This window comes from Algimonas ampicilliniresistens (assembly GCF_030159955.1).
Classification (GTDB): Bacteria; Pseudomonadota; Alphaproteobacteria; order Caulobacterales; family Maricaulaceae; genus Litorimonas; species Litorimonas ampicilliniresistens.
In genome coordinates, this window is sequence record NZ_BSNK01000001.1 from 824135 (window position 1) to 843062 (window position 18928).

Here is an 18928-nt window from a genome sequence, read left to right on the forward strand (position 1 = left end):
TATGAGCATCACCCGAACACATTATTTTCTGAGCAGTCTGGCCGGGTCGCTTGTGATCTTGGCATCTGATCCTGCGTGGGCGCAGGATCAGATGCCTGCGGCGATCTCAGTTTCTGGACCGGTTACGACGTCGGACACGCTGCAAACCGTGCTCGCGAGCGTCTACCGCAACAATCCGCAGCTTCTTGGCGAGCGCGCCCGTTTGCGCGAAGTTGATGAGACCTATATTCAGGCGCGCGCCCAAGGTCGGGCCTCGATTAGCGCTGCGGGTGAAGTTTCGGCTCAGGCCGTCCGAACGCCCGAAACGGCAGGCGGGTTTTTCGCGCCGCCCGGCGGCGGATGGAATGAGGGTACGCCGAGTTCCGCACAATTGAGCGTTATTCAGCCGATCTATCAAGGCGGTCGAGTCACCGCGCTTAAGCGTCAAGCGAAAGCCGGCATCATGGCCGCGCGGGCGGGGTTAGAGACGGCTGAGAATAATATCTTCTTATCTGCAGCCAATGCCTATGTTGATATTTTACGTGACGAGGAAGCTGCCCGCATTCGGCGTAATAATGTTCGCGTACTCAACCGCCAATTGACGGCCGCAAATGACCGGTTTGATGTCGGTGAAGGGACACGGACCGACATTGCCCAATCTGAATCGCGCATGGCGGCCGCAGAGGCCGGGCTAGCGCAGGCCGACGCTCAGCTGGAAATCAGCCGGGCTCTCTTTGTTCGGATCGTTGGCCGACTGCCCAATCAGTTGGCGCCTGCCCCAGATTTCGCTCTGCCTGAAACATTGGCTGAAGCGACGCGATTGGCGCGCAGCAATAACCCGCAACTACAGGCGGCCTATTACAATGAACGGGCCGGATCTGCGGCGATTGATGTCGCGAAGGCAGCGGGTCGCCCGAGTGTGAGCCTGCAAGGCACATTGGCCGGGTCCCGCGATACAATCTTGGGCGTTTCAGAAACTGATCAAGCGACCATTGCCGCGCAGCTTAGTATTCCGATCTTCAGTGGCGGGCTGAATGCCTCTCGCGTTCGTCAGGCAAAGAATGCCAAAACACGCCTTGCTTTTGAAACGCGTGACACGGAACGCGCGGTTGATCAGACGATCACCCAGGTTTGGGCTCGCATGGATGCAGCACGGCGGATTGTTAAGACGAGCCGACGACAAGTTGCGGCGGCGGAAGTCGCCTTTGAAGGCGTCACGCTGGAACAGCAAGTCGGCACGCGAACGCAGCTTGATGTGTTGGATGCTGAGCAGGAGACGCTGAATGCGCGGCTCACGCTGATCAATGCGGAACGCGATTTTGATGCGTCCGTTTTTCAGCTTCTGTCAGCGATTGGGGTATTAGATGCAGACGGTATCGACCTGCCGATCGCAACCTATGACCCGGACGTCTATCTCTCCGATATTGTCTATGATGGGTATAAAGAGGCGGGCGACCGTTTGCTGCCTGAAGCGGTTCAGAAAATCGGACGTCAGGTTCCAGACATTATTTTAGAACCTGCGGGCCTGGTTGTGAGTGGCGTTGAAGCCAGTGAGCTCGACAACGCCGTGGAGGGTCTAGGCGATGCTTTATTGGATGTTGGTGGGGCGCTGAAAGAAGGCGTCGATACCGTCACATTCCAAGAACCACATTACGACCCACGAATCACTGATCCAGACATTGTGATCGTTACGGACCCGTACCAAGGGCAGGGAAAAGGAATTCCCGAACCCGATACCGTCCTCATGATCGACCGTGACGACGTGGCGGACGACACTATTGATGAAGACGTGAAAGACCCCGAAACCCTAATAGTGCCGATGGTTTCCGATCCTTTAGAGGATGACTCAGAGCCATAAAATTCCTCGGTGGATTGTGGAGCCGTGCGTCTAGACAAGTCTTAACCCTTCCCTTAACCCTTTGTTTAGAAGGGCTGGATGCCGATTCCAGTTCGGGTAGGGGGATAGCGAGCGAGTATGTCCGAGCAGACACCGGAAACCGCTACAACAGCGCCCAGTGAAGATGGCTTCACCGGGGCTGAAACTGAACCCAGCATGGAAGATATTCTGGCGTCTATCCGCAAGATCATTGCAGATGATGCTGATCCTGTTCCGCTCGATGGACCGTCAGATACTGCCCAGCCTGAGCCCTCAATTCAGGGCATTACTGAAACATTTGCGAGCGCTGACGTTCGTCCCGCTCCAGTCGCGGCATCGGCCGATGCGACGTCTGATAGTCTCGATATCGACGCGCTGTTGAGCGAATTTGATGAAGAGCTACCCGGGACTGAGACCTTGCAGGAGAGTTTCGGCCAAGCCTTCGGCTTGAATGATGATGCCGATGTTTTGTCATTGGATGACCAGCTCGCCATTCCAGAAATTGACGCCAGTGGGTCCGACGCTCCCCCTGTTGAGGCCGCTCTCGATTTGCCTGTGCCAACATCTGACGACACGGACGATATGGACCGGATGATGAGTGAATTACTCGTTGATCTCGACGAAGCGCCGGCCCCTACCGATGTCTCCGCAGGCGTTGTTAAGGCGTCGCCCCAAGAAGATGTTAAGGCAGATACGATGACTGATGCGGCGACGGACGCGGATCTCGATCTAGTCAAATCACTGATGGCGGATCTGACAGATGAAGACGAAGATCCGGCTACGGGCGCTGCAGACGCTGCCCCTGTTGTAAGGGCAGACGCGACTGTCGATGTCGATCCAATCGACGCGCTAGAAGATGATATCCTTGAGAGTATTCTGGATATGACTCTCGATGATGAAATTGCCGCGATGGAAGCGCAGACCCGTGAGGCAGACACGCCGAACTTGATGGACATTGCGGCAGCGGCAGACGCGGCGGCCAGCGCCATACCGTCAACGGACATTGAAATCACAGAAGAGCAGCCGGTCGAAACGATTGCTCCGACGCAGGCTAAGCCGACTCCTGTCGAGCCGAAACCTGCTCCCCAACCGACCCAATCCGATACCCCTGAAATGGAGACTTCCATGCCGAGAGCTATCCGCTCCGATGCCATCTTGGACGATGTGACAGAAGAGGCGACCATGAGCGCGTTTGCGCAGCTCAACCAAGTCGTCGAAGATAAAGCGATCTTTAATGAGCGCGGCCCGCGAATTGGTGATCTGGTACAGGACGCTCTCCGGCCAATGTTAAAGGAATGGCTCGACGAAAACCTGCAAGGGATTGTCGAACGCGCCGTGGCTAAGGAAGTTCAGCGCCTCGCGACTGGGAAATAACTGGGCTGACGTCCTAAGGAATAGCTGACTTAACAAGTCTATGGGCCTGCGCTATGCGGGCCTTTATCAAGCCCGCCCCCGGCACCCGCCGATATGGGGGCGGGTCTTTTTGTTGAGTGAATAATGCCAGATACGACTCCAGACCTGCCGAAGCATTTCAACCCCAAAGAGGCGGAGCAACGCCTCTATACCGCGTGGGAGAAAGCAGGCTGCTTTCAGCCTGACATGGACCCATCCAAGCCGCCCTTTTCTATCGTCATCCCGCCGCCCAATGTGACGGGCAGCCTGCATATGGGGCATGCGGTCAATAACACGATCCAAGACATTCTCGCCCGATTCCACCGCATGCGCGGCTTTGATGTGCTGTGGCAGCCGGGAACCGATCATGCCGGTATCGCGACGCAAATGGTGGTCGAACGCAAATTAGCGGACGAGCAACGCCCGCGTGCCACCATGCAACGCGACGAGTTCATCTCGGAAGTCTGGGACTGGAAGCGCGAAAGCGGCGGCATCATCACGGAACAACTGCGACGCCTCGGCGCGTCCTGTGACTGGAGCCGCGAGAAATTTACCCTCGGTAATCCTGACGACGATACGGACAAGATGGCAGAGGCTGTCACCAAAGCCTTTGTCGAAATGTATGAGGCCGGGCTGATCTATCGCGACAAGCGCTTGGTCAATTGGGACCCACATTTCCAGACCGCGATTTCTGACCTTGAGGTCGAAAACCGCGACGTCGACGGTCATTTCTGGCACTTTAAATACCCGCTCGAGGGCGGTGAGACTTACACCTACATCGAGAAGGATGAGGACGGAAACGTCACGCTCTCGGAAGAGCGCGACTATATTTCCATTGCGACGACGCGCCCTGAAACCATGCTCGGTGACGGTGCGGTGGCTGTTCATCCCGATGATGAACGCTATGCGCCCATCGTTGGTAAGATGGTGCGCCTGCCGCTCGCCGACCGCCTGATCCCGATCATCACGGACGAATATCCCGATATGGATTTCGGCTCTGGTGCCGTGAAGATCACCGGTGCGCACGATTTCAACGATTACGAAGTGGCCAAGCGGGGCGGCATTCCGATGTATTCGCTCATGGGGACGAAGGGCGAGATGATCGCCAGCGAGATCATGCCCGAAAAATATGTCGGCATGGACCGGTTCGACGCGCGCAAAGCGGTGGTAGCTGACATCGACGCTGAAGGCCTGCTCATCGCTGTCGAAGATAAGAAAATCATGCAGCCCTTTGGCGACCGCTCCAATGCGGTGATCGAGCCGATGCTGACGGATCAGTGGTTCGTGGACGCCGAGAAGCTTGCGGGCGATGCAATGGCAGCAGTCAATGACGGCAAGACCAACTTCATCCCGGAAAATTGGAAGAAGACCTATGATCACTGGATGGAGAATATCCAGCCTTGGTGCATCTCGCGGCAACTCTGGTGGGGGCACCGGATACCCGCTTGGTATGGCATAGACCCAAGTGATGTAAGCAAAAGAAAGATCTTTGTGGCGTCCACCGAACAGGAGGCGGTAGAACAAGCTAAAGAATTTTACGGTGACAATGCAATCATTACAATTTCTAATGATGGAGCATTATACTTTGGGCTGACGGGTGAAGGCCAACAGGTCGAGTATGAAATTCGAAGGGACGATGATGTCCTAGACACGTGGTTCTCCTCCGGCCTCTGGCCATTCTCCACGCTTGGCTGGCCCGACAACACGGCTGAACTCGAAAAGTTTTACCCAACCTCCGTCCTCGTCACCGCGTTTGACATTATCTTTTTCTGGGTCGCCCGGATGATGATGCAGGGCTTGCACTTTATGGACGAGGTACCGTTCCGCGATATTTATATTCATGCGCTGGTGCTGGATGAGCAGGGCAAGAAAATGTCCAAATCCATCGGCAATACCATCGATCCGCTGGACTTGATTGACGGCGTGTCGATTGACGCCTTGGTTGAAAAACGAACGCGCGGTTTGAAAAACCCAGAGAAGGCTCCGCAAGTCGCCAAGGCGACGCGCAAAGCCTATCCGGACGGGTTTGACGCTTATGGCGCGGATGCGCTGCGTTTTACACTGGCTGCGATGGCCGGGCAGGGGCGCAACATCAAACTCTCGGTCGACCGGGTTGCGGGCTATCGCAATTTCGGCACGAAGCTTTGGAACGCTGCCCGCTTTGCGCAGATGAATGGCTGCCGTGCGCAAGAGGGTTTCGATCCCAACGCGGTCGAAAGCGCGCTTAATCGCTGGATTGTCGCCAAGACGGCAGAAGCTGTCAGCACAGCAACGGGCTATATCGAAACCTACCGTTTCAACGATGCGGCGGACACGGTTTACAGTTTCGTCTGGGGCACGGTTTGCGACTGGTATATCGAACTGGCTAAGCCAGAACTTTTGGGCGAGACACCGGATGAAACCCGTGCGACCTTGTCATGGGCGCTCGATCAGTCCTTCAAACTGCTTCACCCGTTCATGCCTTTTATCACGGAAGAGTTGTGGGCGCTGACGGGTGAGCGGGATGAATTCTTGATGCTATCGGATTGGCCCGTTGTCGACGCTGAGCCGGCTGGGGATGATATTGATTGGCTAATCCGTCTGATCTCGTCCCTACGATCCGTGCGCGCGGAAATGAATGTGCCGCCATCCCGCAAAGCGCCGCTCGTCGTCATTGGGCAGCCGGATGCCCGTCTCTCGACCTTTGCGGATGCGTTGGGCCGGTTGGCGCGGGTCGAAGCTGTGTCTTTTGCAGATGCCGCCCCGGAAGGCGCGCTGCAAACCGTGGTGGACGGAGTGAGCTTCGCAATCCCGCTCGACGGTCTGATCGATGTGGCGGCGGAGCAAAAACGTCTAGACGCGGCCATTGCCAAGGTGGAAGCAGAGATTGCTAAGATCGACAAGAAGCTGGGCAATGCCAAATTTACGGATCGGGCCCCGGCCACCGTCGTGCAGGAGCAAAAAGATCGTCGCACCGCTTATGCGGATGAATGCGCGAAGCTACAGGAGGCGCGCGCCGCGTTAAGCTAATATGCATCAGTTCGATGAGCATCACGCCGAGTTCAAAGGGTTTTCGGAGTATTTCGATGGCATGGTCCGTCCGACTTTGCATGTGCGTGATGCGGCGAGGGCCAAAGCGGTTCGTAATGGGATCATTGCCGGCGTCCTCTCGGCTACACTGATCAGTATCGCGGCTTTTATCGCCATCATTCGGTTCGATGAAACTGGATTGGGGTTTTTTCTCTTTTTTGCCGCTGCGGCCAGCACTGTCTTCATGTTCACGCTGATGACCCACGATATCCGCGAAGAAACGAAGAGCCGCATTGTCAACGCGATTATAGGATATGTCGGCTGGACGTTTGAGCCAGAGGTTGCGACCTTTGATGTCAAAGAGTTTCAGGAGCTGTTTCTCATCCCCAAATCCGTCGACAGACAATCATTTGAGGACAGTCTGTCCGGGGAGGCCCACGGCGCAGGATTTCGATCCGTTGAGGCTCATCTCGAAAAGCGCAGCCGTGACAGTAAGGGTAACACGAAATGGAGAACGGTCTTTAGTGGACAGATCATGACGCTGGATTTCCCAACCAAGACCTTTGGACGAACCGTAGTTCTGCGAGACAAGGGATGGTTTAATTCCAAAAAGCAGTCAGACATGAAACGTATTGGCCTAGCGGACCCAGTCTTCGAGAAGATATTTGAAGCCTACGGCACAGATCAAGTTGAAGGGCGGGTCATTTTGGATCCGGCCTTCATGCAACAAATGGTTGATCTTGAGAAAGCGGTTTCCGGGAAAAACATCCGCTTCGGGTTTGATCGGGACACATTATTCATCGCGGTCGAAACAAAAGACCAGTTTGAAGCGGGGTCGATGTTTAAATCCCTGATGGACCCAGACCGGACGCAGAAAATCCTTGATGAGGTCGGAGCGGTTTTTGATATTGTGGACACGCTTCTCAAACGAAAAAAAGCGGCGTCATTACCGTACTGAGTTTGACCTAGCCACACCTCGTTAACGACTCCGCGTTAACCATAATCCCATGTCCGTCATCCTCCCCCAAGGTGCCGTGGATATTCAGGCCTTGAGACTGAACCTCTACGACCTACTCGGCCATAATTATGCCGCTGTATCCCCGTCGCCGGGGGCGTTGTTGCTGTTGCAGTCGGCAAAGATATTACACTCACCCACTGGACGGTTTCGCTGCCGAGGTCGCGTGCGAGGGTCGGCCTTCGACGGCAAACGGTTCAGTGTGCAGGAGGTGCGTGCGCATGTGGCGGATGATGAGGATGAGGGCGGCTTTGACGGCCTGATTATTTCACTTTCGCATAAGCTGCGCATTTACGGCCGCACAGTCGTGTTGCCGGATCGCGGTGCGCTCAACCCTCGACATGTTGACGGTATGAAACGGGTTGGCTTTCCGTCCCGCACATTTGAAGCGAAATTCGAAGTCTATTCCGATGATCAGATTGAAGGGCGGACCCTTGTCCCGCCGGACTTCATGGAACGACTTCTGGCCTTTGATCCGATCTTGAGTGGTGGACATGCCTGCGTCGCCTTTGCCGGGCGGCAAATGCATGTTGTCTTGCCGACGGGTGATCAGATCAGGCTCTCTGACGAGCCGCATTTCGATCACCTTGCGTCGGCGTCGAGCCATATTGCAGGCGAAATGGCCCAAATTTTTGATCTTGTCGCGCAGATCGATGCCTTGCATGCCAGCGCAGACCGCCACTGCCCCATCGAGCGTGCACGGGCGAGGGATGACTATTATCTGTCGGCGATTGGTTCTGTTGAACCTGCTGTGCAGGCCGCCATTCAAGCGGGACTGATCGCCGATCATCCGCAGGCGAAATACCTAACCCCTGAGGCCAGCTTGATTGATCCGGCGTTTCGTGGGCTATTACTGCCCAGAGTCTAAGGCGTAGGTTTAAAGGGCTCGGCTGACGAGCCAGGCCAGATAGGCCAAATAGCCCGCCAACATGACGCCCCCCTCCCACCGAACGACTTTTCGGTGGGTTACAGCAAAGACGAACATTAGGATTGTCGCGACCAGAAGGACGAGGCCGTCAATCAGACTGAAACCGGCGTTGCTCACATCGAACGATAGAGGGAAGGCCAGCCCGGTAATGCCCAAAATGGCCAGTCCGTTGAAAATATTCGATCCAATAATATTTGCGAAGGCCAGTTCATTCTCGCCTTTTATTGACGCTAGGATCGAGGCTGTAGCTTCCGGTAGGGATGTCCCAATCCCGACAATGGTAATGCCAATCAGCGCTTCGGATACGCCAAACCCTCGTGCAATTGCGCTGGAACCTCGGATCAGACCCTCCGCGCCCGCAATCAACAAAGCTATGCCAATGGTGACTAGCAACAGATTGAGAGCAACCGGGCTGGGGCGAGGGGCGTCCACGGCAGATACATCGGCAGGAAGCGCCAAGTCGGCGCGAATGGTCAGCGCCATATAGGTCAGGAATCCGAGGAGCAGGACGATGGCCCCCGCTGTCGGAATGCCGCCCAGCCAGATCCATAGACCACATCCGACCGAACTGAGCATCACGAACGCTGCATCACGCCGGACATCGCGCATTTGGGTGGCGATGGGGAGGATCAACGCGGACACGCCCAAAATCATAAGAATGTTGGCGATATTGCTGCCCAGAACATTGCCGAAAGCAATATCGTCTGCGCCTTTGGCTGCCGCCCCAAAGGTTGCGATGAATTCCGGCATAGATGTGCCGAATCCCAGCAGCACGACACCGATCAGGGCTCTGGATAAGCCAAACCGTTCGGCTAGGCCTACGCTGCCACGGATCAGAATGTCTCCGCCCACCATCAGTAGGAAGAGCCCGCCGATAACGAGCAGCAGATTCAAGTTTTACTGACTTTCGGGCGTTGTCACTTCGATACCGTCAAGATCATCAGACAGCAGAATTTGGCAGCAAAGACGCGAATTGTCCTGAACGCCATCCGCGAAATCCAACATACTGTCTTCCATATCGTCCTTCGGCTTCAGTTTGCCGATCCATTCATCGGAGACATAGACATGGCAGGTTGCACAGGCACAGGCCCCGCCACAATCCGCATCAATACCGGGAATCATGTTGGAAATGGCCGCTTCCATGACGGACATGCCGTTTTTGGCGTCCACTTCACGGGTTTTGCCCTCATGATCATGGAAAATAACTTTGGCCACGTCTGCTCCTTAAGTCGCTGTCTGACTGCGCTGCAGGGTAGTTAAGAGCTTGCCTGCAAAAGGCAAGGCGGTAGATCGGTGCTGTGACTGCCATCCATTTGAAATCTGAAGCGGATACGCTGGCGCTGGGTGCGCGTATTGCAGCGGCACTAGTGCCGGGAGACACGCTTTTGCTGTCTGGCGATCTTGGCGCTGGCAAGACGACGTTGGCGCGTGGGCTAATTCAATCTCGACTTGGCGATATCGAAGTGCCGTCACCGACCTACACGCTAGTGCAGACCTATGATTGGCCCTTGGGTGATAATGTTGCAGAGCTCTGGCATTGTGATCTTTATCGATTGGAGCAGCCCAACGACGCTTACGAACTTGGGCTGATGGACGCTCTAGGCGATGACATTGTGCTCATCGAATGGGCTGATAAGCTGGGATCACTCTGCCCAAAAGGTGCGCTTTCAGTAGAGTTGGCGTTCGATGGAGACGGTCGAGTTGCAACATTGACCGGTTGGAAGGGACGCAATGTCTGAACGTTTGGCATTGATGGATGCCTTTATTTCGAAAGCCGGTTGGGGCGATGCGGAGCGAGTGCCCGTTAAGGGGGACGCTTCGACTCGGAGCTATGTTCGCTTGGTTCGCAAAGGCCAGCAGGCCGTTTTGATGAATGCACCTCATGGTGCAGAGCCCGCAGGGGAACCGGACGGCGCGAGCGTCGAAGACCGTCGGCAAATCGGTTATAATGCTTTGGCGCGATTGGCGGGTCCGAATTTGGAAGCCTTTCTGACAATTGCCGAGCAATTATCGATTCGCGGCTTCTCCGCCCCCCATATTTATGCCGCAGATCTGGACCTTGGATTTGCCTTGCTCGAAGATTTTGGTGACGTCGACTTCGCCCGCACTTTGGGTGCCGATCCTCGAATGAACGTTCAGCTTTATGAGGCCGCGGTCGACACGCTTGCGGCGATTTATCGGAGTAGCTTCCCAACGCGACCATCCTATGACGGGACGGATTGGGCCATTCGCGACTATGATGATGCTGCATTGTTGGCCGAAACCGACTTGTTTCTCGATTATTTTGCACCGGATGCGGGACATGAGATTAATGCAGCTCAACGTGATGAGTTCTACGGTCTCTGGTGTGAAGCGTTTAAAGCGATGGACGCCCACGCGCCGGGTTTGGCTTTGCGCGATTTCCATGCTGAGAACCTGTTCTGGCTGCCAGGTCGGGATGGTGAAGCAAAAGTTGGACTGATCGATTTTCAGGACGCCCTGTTTGTTCACCCCGCCTATGATTTAACGAGCTTGCTAGAAGATATTCGCAGAGACGTCGATCCTGCCCTGTTTGAGCCGCTCAAATCGCGCTTCTGTGACAAGGCCGGTATTATGCGCGACGATACATTCGACGCGGCTTACTCGGTCCTCTCCGCACAACGTGCGACCAAACTGCTCGGCTTTCCTGTTCGGGCCGATGTCGATTTCGGCAAGCCCCAATATCGGGCGCTGCTGCCGCGTGTGAAACGGCATCTCGCTAATGATCTGGCGCACCCGGTTTGCGCAGATTTACGGGCTTGGTTCCAGACCTATGTCCCGGAGGTATTTTCATGATCAAGACAGCGATGGTAATGGCAGCAGGCCACGGCACACGCATGCGTCCGCTGACAGATGACCGGTCAAAAGCGATGGTCGAGGTCGGGGGACGCCCGCTGGTCGACCATATGCTTGATCGTTTAGCGGATGCGGGCGTAGAGCGTGCCATTGTGAATGTTCATGCTCATGCCGATCATCTCGAAGACCATCTCAAGACCAGGTCGGGCGGACCCGAAATCATTATTTCGGACGAACGTGGTGGATTGCTTGAAACCGGGGGCGGTGTTGTCAAAGCCTTGCCTCTGCTCGGCGATAATCCGGTTCTCATATGCAATATCGATGCGGTCTGGGTCGAATTTGCACCCGTGATCAAGGCCCTTTTTGAAGCGTGGGATGCGGATGAAATGGACGAGCTATTGCTGCTGGCTCCCAAACCCCGCACACTTGGCTATCCTGGTGTGGGTGACTTCGACATGGACCGCGATGGGCGCTTGTCATGGCGGTCAGGGGATAAAGCGTTCTGGGTCTATGCGGGTGTGCAGATTTTTAAGCCGACTTTGGCGCACGGCTATCCAGAGACAAAATTTTCACGCACTAAGATCTGGAAAAAGTCGATTGAACGACGCCGTGTGTTTGGCCTGCCTATTCCCGGTTTTTGGATGCATATCGGTGATCCTGACACGCTCAAAGCGGCTGAGGCCGTGCTCGCAGATCCGAACACACTGCCTGTATGAGCACAGTCTACAACATGCCGTCGGGCACACCGTTCTTACGGTCTCTCGCGCATGGTTTGCAGGCCCATTACGGGGACGCGTTACAGAACGGACTTGTGCTGTTGCCGACACGTCGCGCGGCTCGGGCGCTGGAATTTGCCTTCGTTCAGCAAGCGGCTGAACGGGGCGTCAATGCGGCCTTGCTGCCACGTTTGCGACCGCTCGCTGACGTCAATCCAGAAGAACCACCCTTTGAACCGGGTGAACTTGCGGGACGGGTCGCGCCGGCCATCGATCCGGTGCAGCGGCGGTTCGAGATCGCTCGTCTTGTCGCTCACTACCACAGCCGCACCACAGACCTACCGCTCGACCCGGCCGCCGCTCTTCACATGGCTGACCCCCTGATTGAAATCATGGACGACGCCGCGTTGGAAGAGGTGGGGATTACCAATCATGCGGAATGGAAGCAGGTTACCGAAGAAGCCGCGACACATTTTCAGCATGCCGGAACACTCTATCAGATCATCGAAGCGCACTGGCCGGATCGGCTAAGCGAACTTGGGATGATGGAGCCGACTGCGCGCCGGGTCGCATTGCTCGACGCGCTAACAGAGATTTGGGCTGAAACGCCGCCGGACTATCCGGTCATCGTGGCGGGTTCGACGGGGACGTTGAAAGCGACAGCGCGATTGATGAGCGTGATCGCGGATATGCCGGGCGGTATGGTTGTCTTGCCCGGATTGCAGGAAGAATTTCCAGATCGTGTCTGGGACACGATTGACGTTCGGCACCCTCAGAGTTCGCTCAAGGGATTGCTGGAGATCATGGATGTCTCTCGGAAATCTGTGCCGATCTGGCCGTGGATCGTGGACGGAGACAGAGCTGTGGCGCGTAAACGTCGACGCATTCTCGCCGAGGCGCTGGTTCCGGTCGACGCGACGGGTGATTGGTTGAAGCGGATTGTGACCCTGACGGAAGGTGAGGGCGCTGACGTGTTCGACACCGCTCTGGAAGGCCTGTCTTTGATCGAGGCGCGTAATGATGCCGAAGAAGGCCTCTCAATCGCGCTGATCCTGCGTGAGGCGTTAGAAGTCAAAGGGCAGACCGCCGCCTTGGTTACACCGGATCAAAACCTCGCGCAGCGTGTGCGGGCTCGTCTTGCGCGCTGGAACGTTGATGTGGCGATGAGCCAAGGCGTGCCCGTGCAACAAGCACCTATTGGCGTATTTCTATCGGCACTGTTGGAGTTGGCTCGCGATCCGCACGGTCCCGTCGAACTCAGCCTCATCCTGAAACATGAGCTGACGGCGCTGGGACAACCGATAGATGCCGCGAAAGCCGAGTGGGCATCGTTGGAGCGTAAATTTTTCCGCGGGCTGCGACCGACGCAGACCTTTGATCTCGTGCAGCAATTACACACCGCCGTGGCGCCCCTGCTGGAATTGAGTGACAGCGCGACACCTGATCATTGGGCGGCAGCACTGGTTGCGTCGGCGGAAGCGGTCGCCCGAACTGCTGACACGGGTGGGATGGTTCGTCTTAGGGGCGACGATGCAGGACGGCAGGCTGCGTCCATTCTGGACGGCATGGTGGATCACGGATTTGCGCTCCCGGAGACGGATGCGGACGGGTTTTCCCGGCTACTCAGCTCGCTCTTACAGGGCTCCGTTGTCCGTCCATCACAAGGCACTCATCCCCGCCTGTCCATTCTCGGACCGTTGGAGGCGCGCTTACTTGACGCCGACATCATTATCCTCGGCGGTCTCAACGAAGGCACATGGCCAGGCGGTGTCGATGCAGGGCCTTTCTTGTCGCGCGGGATGCGTCAGCAGATGAAGCTCTCTTTGCCAGAACGTCGTTACGGGCTCGCTGCGCATGACTTTGCTGAGTTGGCCGCCAATGGCACGGTCTTTCTAACGCGAAGTTTGAAGAATGAGAGCGGTCCGACCGTAGCGTCGCGCTGGGTTTGGCGGCTAAAAACCTTGCTCGCTGGCGCGATGGGGGAGGCAGAGATAGAGCGATTGCTCGGTACCGGTCAGACTTATCTTGATTGGGCTCGCGCGCTTGATCAGCCAACAGAGATGACCTTCATCGACAGGCCCAATCCGAAACCGCCAGTCGAAAAACGCTGGGCCCGCAAGGGTCGAGAAATCTCGATTACGGGGGCGTCTAAATGGATCCGTGATCCCTACAGCCTGTTTGGGCGCGAAGTGCTGCGCCTCAAACTACTCGACCCGCTGGATGCGCCGCTGGATGCCCGTCAGTTTGGGACGGCGATGCATAAAGGCATCGAGCTTTATGTCCGGGACGCGCTCAACGGGCAGATCGATAGGCTGCACGACCCGGCTAATGCCGCGTTGTTACGGGCGCATCTCCGCGATCAGTTGCTTGCGCATGGTTTTGATGAGGACGAGGTTTTTAAGGAGCAGCCGCGAATTGCCGCCGTCACCGACGCGCTAATGACATGGTTCGCTCTGCGTCACGCTGACGGGTTCGATGTTGTCGGGACAGAAGTGGACGCAAAAGCGACGCTTGATGATCTCAATTTTTCGCTGATCGGGCAGCTTGATCTCGTTGAGCGCTCACCGACGGGCTATGCTTTCACCGACTTCAAGACGGGCAGCCCTGCCAGTGCCAAGACGGTCGGCGCAGGCTTCGATCTACAACTACCGCTGGCTGCGTGGTTGGCCGGTGAGGGCGCGCTGGACGGTCTGCCGAAAGGCGAGACAGATCAGATGGGCTATGTGCGGATCAAAGGGTCCAATGAAGACTTCTCGCACCGTCATGTCTCGACGCCCGCGCGCGGCGCAAAGTCTCCAGACGAGCTACGTACCCAAGCGATCGATATATTGCGGCGACTGATCCAAGCCTATGATGATCCCGACACCGGCTATCCGTCGCAGCCGCGTGCACAATATACGCATGACTACGGCGAATATGACGATCTGGCCCGTCGCGATGAATGGTCATCGATTGCCGGCGATGGGGAGGGCTGAGCATGGCCCGTCTTTCCATTAATCAGGCGACAGACCGTCAGCGTGAGGCGGCCGACCCGTCCCATCCCAAAATCGTCAATGCTAATGCGGGGTCGGGCAAAACCAAGGTGCTGGTCGACCGGGTATCGCGCATTTTGCTGCAAGGGACTGACCCGGACCGCATTCTCTGCATCACCTATACCCGCGCCGCAGCGTCGGAGATGCAAGAGCGGCTCTATGGCGATCTGTCCAAATGGTCGATCGCTCCCGATGACACGTTAAAGGCAGAATTGGCCAAACTCTTTGGTATGCCGTTCGATCAGGTACGCCCGGCGCTCAACCTTGACCGCGTCCGTACGCTCTTCGCCCGCGCGCTGGAAACGCCGGAGGGGTTGAAGGTGATGACCATTCACGCCTTCTGCGAACGTATCATAGGCCGATTTCCCATCGAAGCCGGGATCATGCCCGGTTTTGCGCCGTTGGAAGAGACGGACTCTAAGGACCTATTGCTTGAGGGCCGGAAGCTATTACTGGCCAGAGCGCGTGAGGACGAAGGGCTACGCCACGCTTTGCACCATATGGTGGTATCTAAGGCGGACTCGACGTTGGATGCGCTGATCTATTCCGCCGCAACTAATTTCGAACGCACAAAGGATTGGGCACAAGCCGGCGGTGTCCTACCCTTCCGTCAACTCTCCGGGTTGCACGCAAACGATACGGTGGAATCCATTGCGGCGGAAGCGTGGCAAGACACGGACATGCAACATGTTCGTAGCATCGCCGTTCTCTGCGAAACCTCGACGACTAAAGCTGCGAAGGATTTTGTCGACTTGGTCAAACGGCTTGATCAAACATCCGATCCTGTCGCGGCGTTTGATCTCTACGCTTCGGTATTCTTGAAACAAGATGGCGCACCACGTGCTCGCATTTTGGTCAAAGACGTCACGAGCCAAGACCCGTTTATTAGCGCGGGCAGCCCTGAGGCTGATCGTATTTACACGGCTGCTGAGCGTATCAAAGCCGTCCGTATTGCAGATATGAGCGAGGCGTTGTTGACGCTCGGCCTGACGCTCGGCGAACTCTATGAGCGCGGCAAACATGCGGCGCGCGGCTTGGACTTCAACGACCTCATCCTGAAAACCCGCGACCTGCTAACCCGGGCGGATGTTTCAGACTGGATTGCCTATAAGCTGGATGGCGGCGTGGAGCATGTGCTGCTCGACGAAGCACAGGATACGTCACCCGTTCAATGGGACATCATCGACGCGATCACACAGCCATTTGAGCAGGATAGTCCAGACCGGGATGGACCGCGCAGGACCTTCTTTGCTGTGGGCGACCCAAAACAGTCGATTTATCGATTTCAGGGGGCCGCGCCTGAAATCTTCATGGAAAGCGTACGGACACGGACAGCACCGGGCGACCGCCCGGTTCAGTTGCGCATGTCCTTCCGCTCAGCCCAGCAGGTGCTTGACGTCGTGGATGCTCTGTTTCTTGAGCAGGGCGGACTGCAGGCTATGTTCAATGCAGACTCCCAACCTGAACCGTCTGATCTCGTGCGTCATGACGCAGCGCGTGAGGATATGGGTTTGGTCGAACTTTGGCCGTTGGCGCCTAAAGCTGACGTGGTTGACGATAATGACCCTTGGGACACAACGCCGGTCGATGCACAAGGGGACGGCGATCCGCGCGTGCGTTTAGCACGTGAGATTGCTTCGAGTATCGCCCACTGGATCGAGAGCGGTGAAGCGATTTTTGACCGGGATACGAAACGTCATCGTCCCATCCATGCGGGCGATGTTCTGATCCTTGTGCAGAAACGGATCGGCGGTCTGTTTGATGCCATCATCAAAGCTTTGAAGGATGAGGGTTTGCCTGTTGCGGGCGCAGACCGGCTAGTTCTGCAGGAGGCATTGATTGTCCGCGACTTGTTGGCGATCACGCGCTTCGTACTGTTGCCGCAAGATTGCCTCAGCCTCGCAGAAGCCCTCAAATCCCCGCTTTTCGGTCTCGATGACGATCAATTATTCGACCTCTGTGTCGACCGACCGGGTACACTCTGGGAGGCTGTACAGGACCGTGACCCGGCTCTGACAGCTCATCTTCAAATGATCCGCAATGATGCGGGTCGCGCGCCTTATGACTTCTATTCGCGGCTTCTCGACCGCACGGGACCTAGCGGATTGAGCTATCGCGAGGCTTTGTTTCGGCGACTGGGTTTGGAGGCGCGCGAAGCTCTGGAGGCGTTTCTCGCGATTGCTCTAACCCATCAACAACGTCAGGCTCCCAGTCTGCAACGGTTCCTGCAAGCCTTCACGTCGGACGCAATTGAAATCAAACGCGATAAGGATCCGGCCGGGCGGGAAGTCCGGGTGATGACCGTCCACGGTGCCAAAGGTCTTGAAGCCCCGGTTGTGTTCCTGCCCGATACGACGCGCGCGCCGCGATCGAGTTCTGGCGGTCTGATCCGAGCGGGCGAAACCTATATTCTTGCCCCGCCGAGCAAAGACAGCACGGACTTGGTGGATCAGTACAAGGCCGCGCATGATGCCGAGGATATGCGCGAATATATGCGGCTTCTCTATGTCGCCATGACGCGCGCAGAGAGCCGTCTGGTTGTTTGTGGCTATTTTCATGGCGGCAAAGAGCCGGGTTATGCCGATGAGACTTGGTATCATTGGGTTCGTAAAACGATGTGCGACTTAAACTGCACGACCTCGTTTGAAACGGCGTTCGACATTGGTGATCAAACTGGGCTTCGTTATGGGGCGCGCGTAAATAGTGTGGACTTCGCTGACGATACGCCAAGCCCTGCGCACACGTCTTTACCTGACTGGATAGATCAGCCCGCGAACATTGAGCGCCAAATCATGCAGACGGCTTCGCCCAGTGCCTTATTGCCCCGCAAGGAACCCATAACCCGTGCGCCCGGTGGAGGCCGCGTCTTACGCGGGATTATTATCCACCGAATGCTGGAAATGTTGCCGGATAACCCGGTAGATCGTCGCCGGGCTTTGGCTGTGCAGATGCTGGACGAATATCCCGATTTTGAGCCTGATGAACGCGCGGCTATCGCAGACGAAGTACTCACCGTCCTTGACCATGCTGATTTCGCCGCTGTGTTTGCAGAAGGATCGAAAGCGGAAGTGAGCTTAGCCGGTCGTGTGCCAACGATTGGCGCCGGAGAGGTCTTTATCAGTGCGCAGGTCGACCGCCTCAATGTCACTCCCGAGACGATCTATCTGGTTGATTACAAGTCCAATCGGGTCTCACCGCAACGGGTAGAGGAGGTGGACGATGTCTATCTGGCGCAGATGGCTGCCTACCGGGAGTTGGCCCGCGCGATCTGGCCCGGTCGGGCTGTGCGTTGCGGCTTGCTCTGGACACATGCGCCGCGCCTAATGTGGCTTCACGATAACGCGATGGATGCGGTCTTGAACAAGGTGGACGTCACACCTACTTCGTAATCAACACCTTATTCCAACCGGGGATTCCCATGAGCACTATTGCCGTCACTGACGAGACCTTCCAATCCGAAGTCTTAAAATCCGATACGCCTGTTTTGGTGGATTTTTGGGCCGAATGGTGCGCGCCCTGTAAAGCGATGGGTCCGGCCTTGGAGGCCGTGTCTGAAGAAATGGATGGCCGCGTGAAGATCGCCAAAGTCAACATTGACGACGCGCCAGACACGCCAATGCGCTATCATATTCGCAATGTGCCGACGATGATGATCTTCAAGAGCGGTGAAGTTGTTTCGACCAAAATGGGCGCGATGACGAAGTCTAAACTCGCTGAATGGCTGGCCGAACACGCTTAGTCTATTGTGTAACGACTCTAGTTTTTTGGAACATCAAGCGCGGGCATGAGTTGTTTTTCCTGAATATAGGAGAGACACCATGCCCGACCTCGACCCCCAAATAACGACACTGCCCGTCGATACACAAATCGATGGCGACGCCTACATGCCCGGCCTTGCAAACCCGCTAACGGCCGACGAAATCACTGATATCTACTCTAACCCGCGCGTGCCGACGCAGGAGCGCCTCGACGCCTTACAGACTCTACGTCAGGAAATGGTCGGTCGCGCCAGCGCTGATCTACGCGATGATACCAAAGCTCTGATTGCCAAAATTGATGAAGGCATGTCCTATTTACGGGAAGCTGGCGACGCTTTTGCAGATCCCGATGTACTCCGTCTCCGTGATACAGCGGTGGATCCCGACAATCTTTAGGTCAGACGAGCTT

At 56.3% G+C, this 18928-nt stretch carries 14 protein-coding genes; 12 read left to right on the forward strand and 2 right to left on the reverse strand.

Annotation, left to right across the window (positions count from 1 at the left end; translation table 11 throughout):
- Position 1 precedes the first annotated feature (1 nt).
- The 5 genes from QQL54_RS03855 to QQL54_RS03875 all read left to right on the forward strand — a co-directional run bounded on the left by QQL54_RS03855 (position 2) and on the right by QQL54_RS03875 (position 8139).
- On the forward strand, positions 2 to 1837 hold the full coding sequence (locus tag QQL54_RS03855; RefSeq protein WP_284387750.1) for a TolC family outer membrane protein: 1836 nt from the start codon (positions 2 to 4) through the stop codon (positions 1835 to 1837).
- A 117-nt stretch (positions 1838 to 1954) separates the two neighbouring features.
- Positions 1955 to 3229: a DUF2497 domain-containing protein gene (locus QQL54_RS03860; protein WP_284387752.1), complete on the forward strand. Its 1275-nt coding sequence runs from the start codon at positions 1955 to 1957 to the stop codon at positions 3227 to 3229.
- A gap of 123 nt (positions 3230 to 3352) precedes the next feature.
- Positions 3353 to 6256, forward strand: a complete 2904-nt coding sequence (locus QQL54_RS03865; RefSeq protein ID WP_284387753.1) for a valine--tRNA ligase — start codon at positions 3353 to 3355, stop codon at positions 6254 to 6256.
- Between the two features lies 1 nt (position 6257).
- Complete coding sequence (locus QQL54_RS03870) at positions 6258 to 7214, forward strand: DUF3137 domain-containing protein (protein WP_284387755.1); 957 nt, start codon at positions 6258 to 6260, stop codon at positions 7212 to 7214.
- A gap of 49 nt (positions 7215 to 7263) precedes the next feature.
- Positions 7264 to 8139 (forward strand): DUF3137 domain-containing protein, encoded by an 876-nt coding sequence (locus tag QQL54_RS03875; RefSeq protein WP_284387758.1) that lies wholly within the window; start codon positions 7264 to 7266, stop codon positions 8137 to 8139.
- Positions 8140 to 8148: 9 nt separating this feature from the next.
- On the opposite strand, the gene QQL54_RS03880 is transcribed toward QQL54_RS03875, so the two are convergent.
- Positions 8149 to 9093, reverse strand: a complete 945-nt coding sequence (locus QQL54_RS03880) for a calcium/sodium antiporter (RefSeq protein ID WP_284387760.1) — start codon at positions 9091 to 9093, stop codon at positions 8149 to 8151.
- Between the two features lie 3 nt (positions 9094 to 9096).
- Positions 9097 to 9414 (reverse strand): 2Fe-2S iron-sulfur cluster-binding protein, encoded by a 318-nt coding sequence (locus QQL54_RS03885; protein WP_284387761.1) that lies wholly within the window; start codon positions 9412 to 9414, stop codon positions 9097 to 9099.
- A gap of 83 nt (positions 9415 to 9497) precedes the next feature.
- On the opposite strand from QQL54_RS03885, the gene tsaE reads away from it, so the two are divergent.
- From tsaE to QQL54_RS03920, 7 genes are all read left to right on the forward strand, one after another.
- Complete coding sequence (gene tsaE / locus QQL54_RS03890) at positions 9498 to 9938, forward strand: tRNA (adenosine(37)-N6)-threonylcarbamoyltransferase complex ATPase subunit type 1 TsaE (RefSeq protein WP_284387763.1); 441 nt, start codon at positions 9498 to 9500, stop codon at positions 9936 to 9938.
- Positions 9931 to 11013: an aminoglycoside phosphotransferase family protein gene (locus QQL54_RS03895; protein ID WP_284387765.1), complete on the forward strand. Its 1083-nt coding sequence runs from the start codon at positions 9931 to 9933 to the stop codon at positions 11011 to 11013. The genes tsaE and QQL54_RS03895 overlap by 8 nt, the downstream gene beginning before the upstream one ends.
- Complete coding sequence (locus QQL54_RS03900) at positions 11010 to 11729, forward strand: nucleotidyltransferase family protein (protein ID WP_284387767.1); 720 nt, start codon at positions 11010 to 11012, stop codon at positions 11727 to 11729. The genes QQL54_RS03895 and QQL54_RS03900 overlap by 4 nt, the downstream gene beginning before the upstream one ends.
- A complete protein-coding gene (locus QQL54_RS03905) occupies positions 11726 to 14704 on the forward strand; it encodes a PD-(D/E)XK nuclease family protein (protein WP_284387770.1) in 2979 nt (992 codons plus the stop codon). The genes QQL54_RS03900 and QQL54_RS03905 overlap by 4 nt, the downstream gene beginning before the upstream one ends.
- A gap of 2 nt (positions 14705 to 14706) precedes the next feature.
- The gene (gene addA, locus QQL54_RS03910) at positions 14707 to 18150 is read left to right on the forward strand and encodes a double-strand break repair helicase AddA (protein ID WP_284387773.1); all 3444 of its coding nucleotides are present in this window, start codon (positions 14707 to 14709) and stop codon (positions 18148 to 18150) included.
- Between the two features lie 29 nt (positions 18151 to 18179).
- Positions 18180 to 18500, forward strand: coding sequence for a thioredoxin (gene trxA / locus QQL54_RS03915; RefSeq protein ID WP_284387776.1), 321 nt, complete (start codon positions 18180 to 18182; stop codon positions 18498 to 18500).
- A 79-nt stretch (positions 18501 to 18579) separates the two neighbouring features.
- The gene (locus tag QQL54_RS03920; protein ID WP_284387778.1) at positions 18580 to 18915 is read left to right on the forward strand and encodes a hypothetical protein; all 336 of its coding nucleotides are present in this window, start codon (positions 18580 to 18582) and stop codon (positions 18913 to 18915) included.
- Positions 18916 to 18928: the final 13 nt, after the last annotated feature.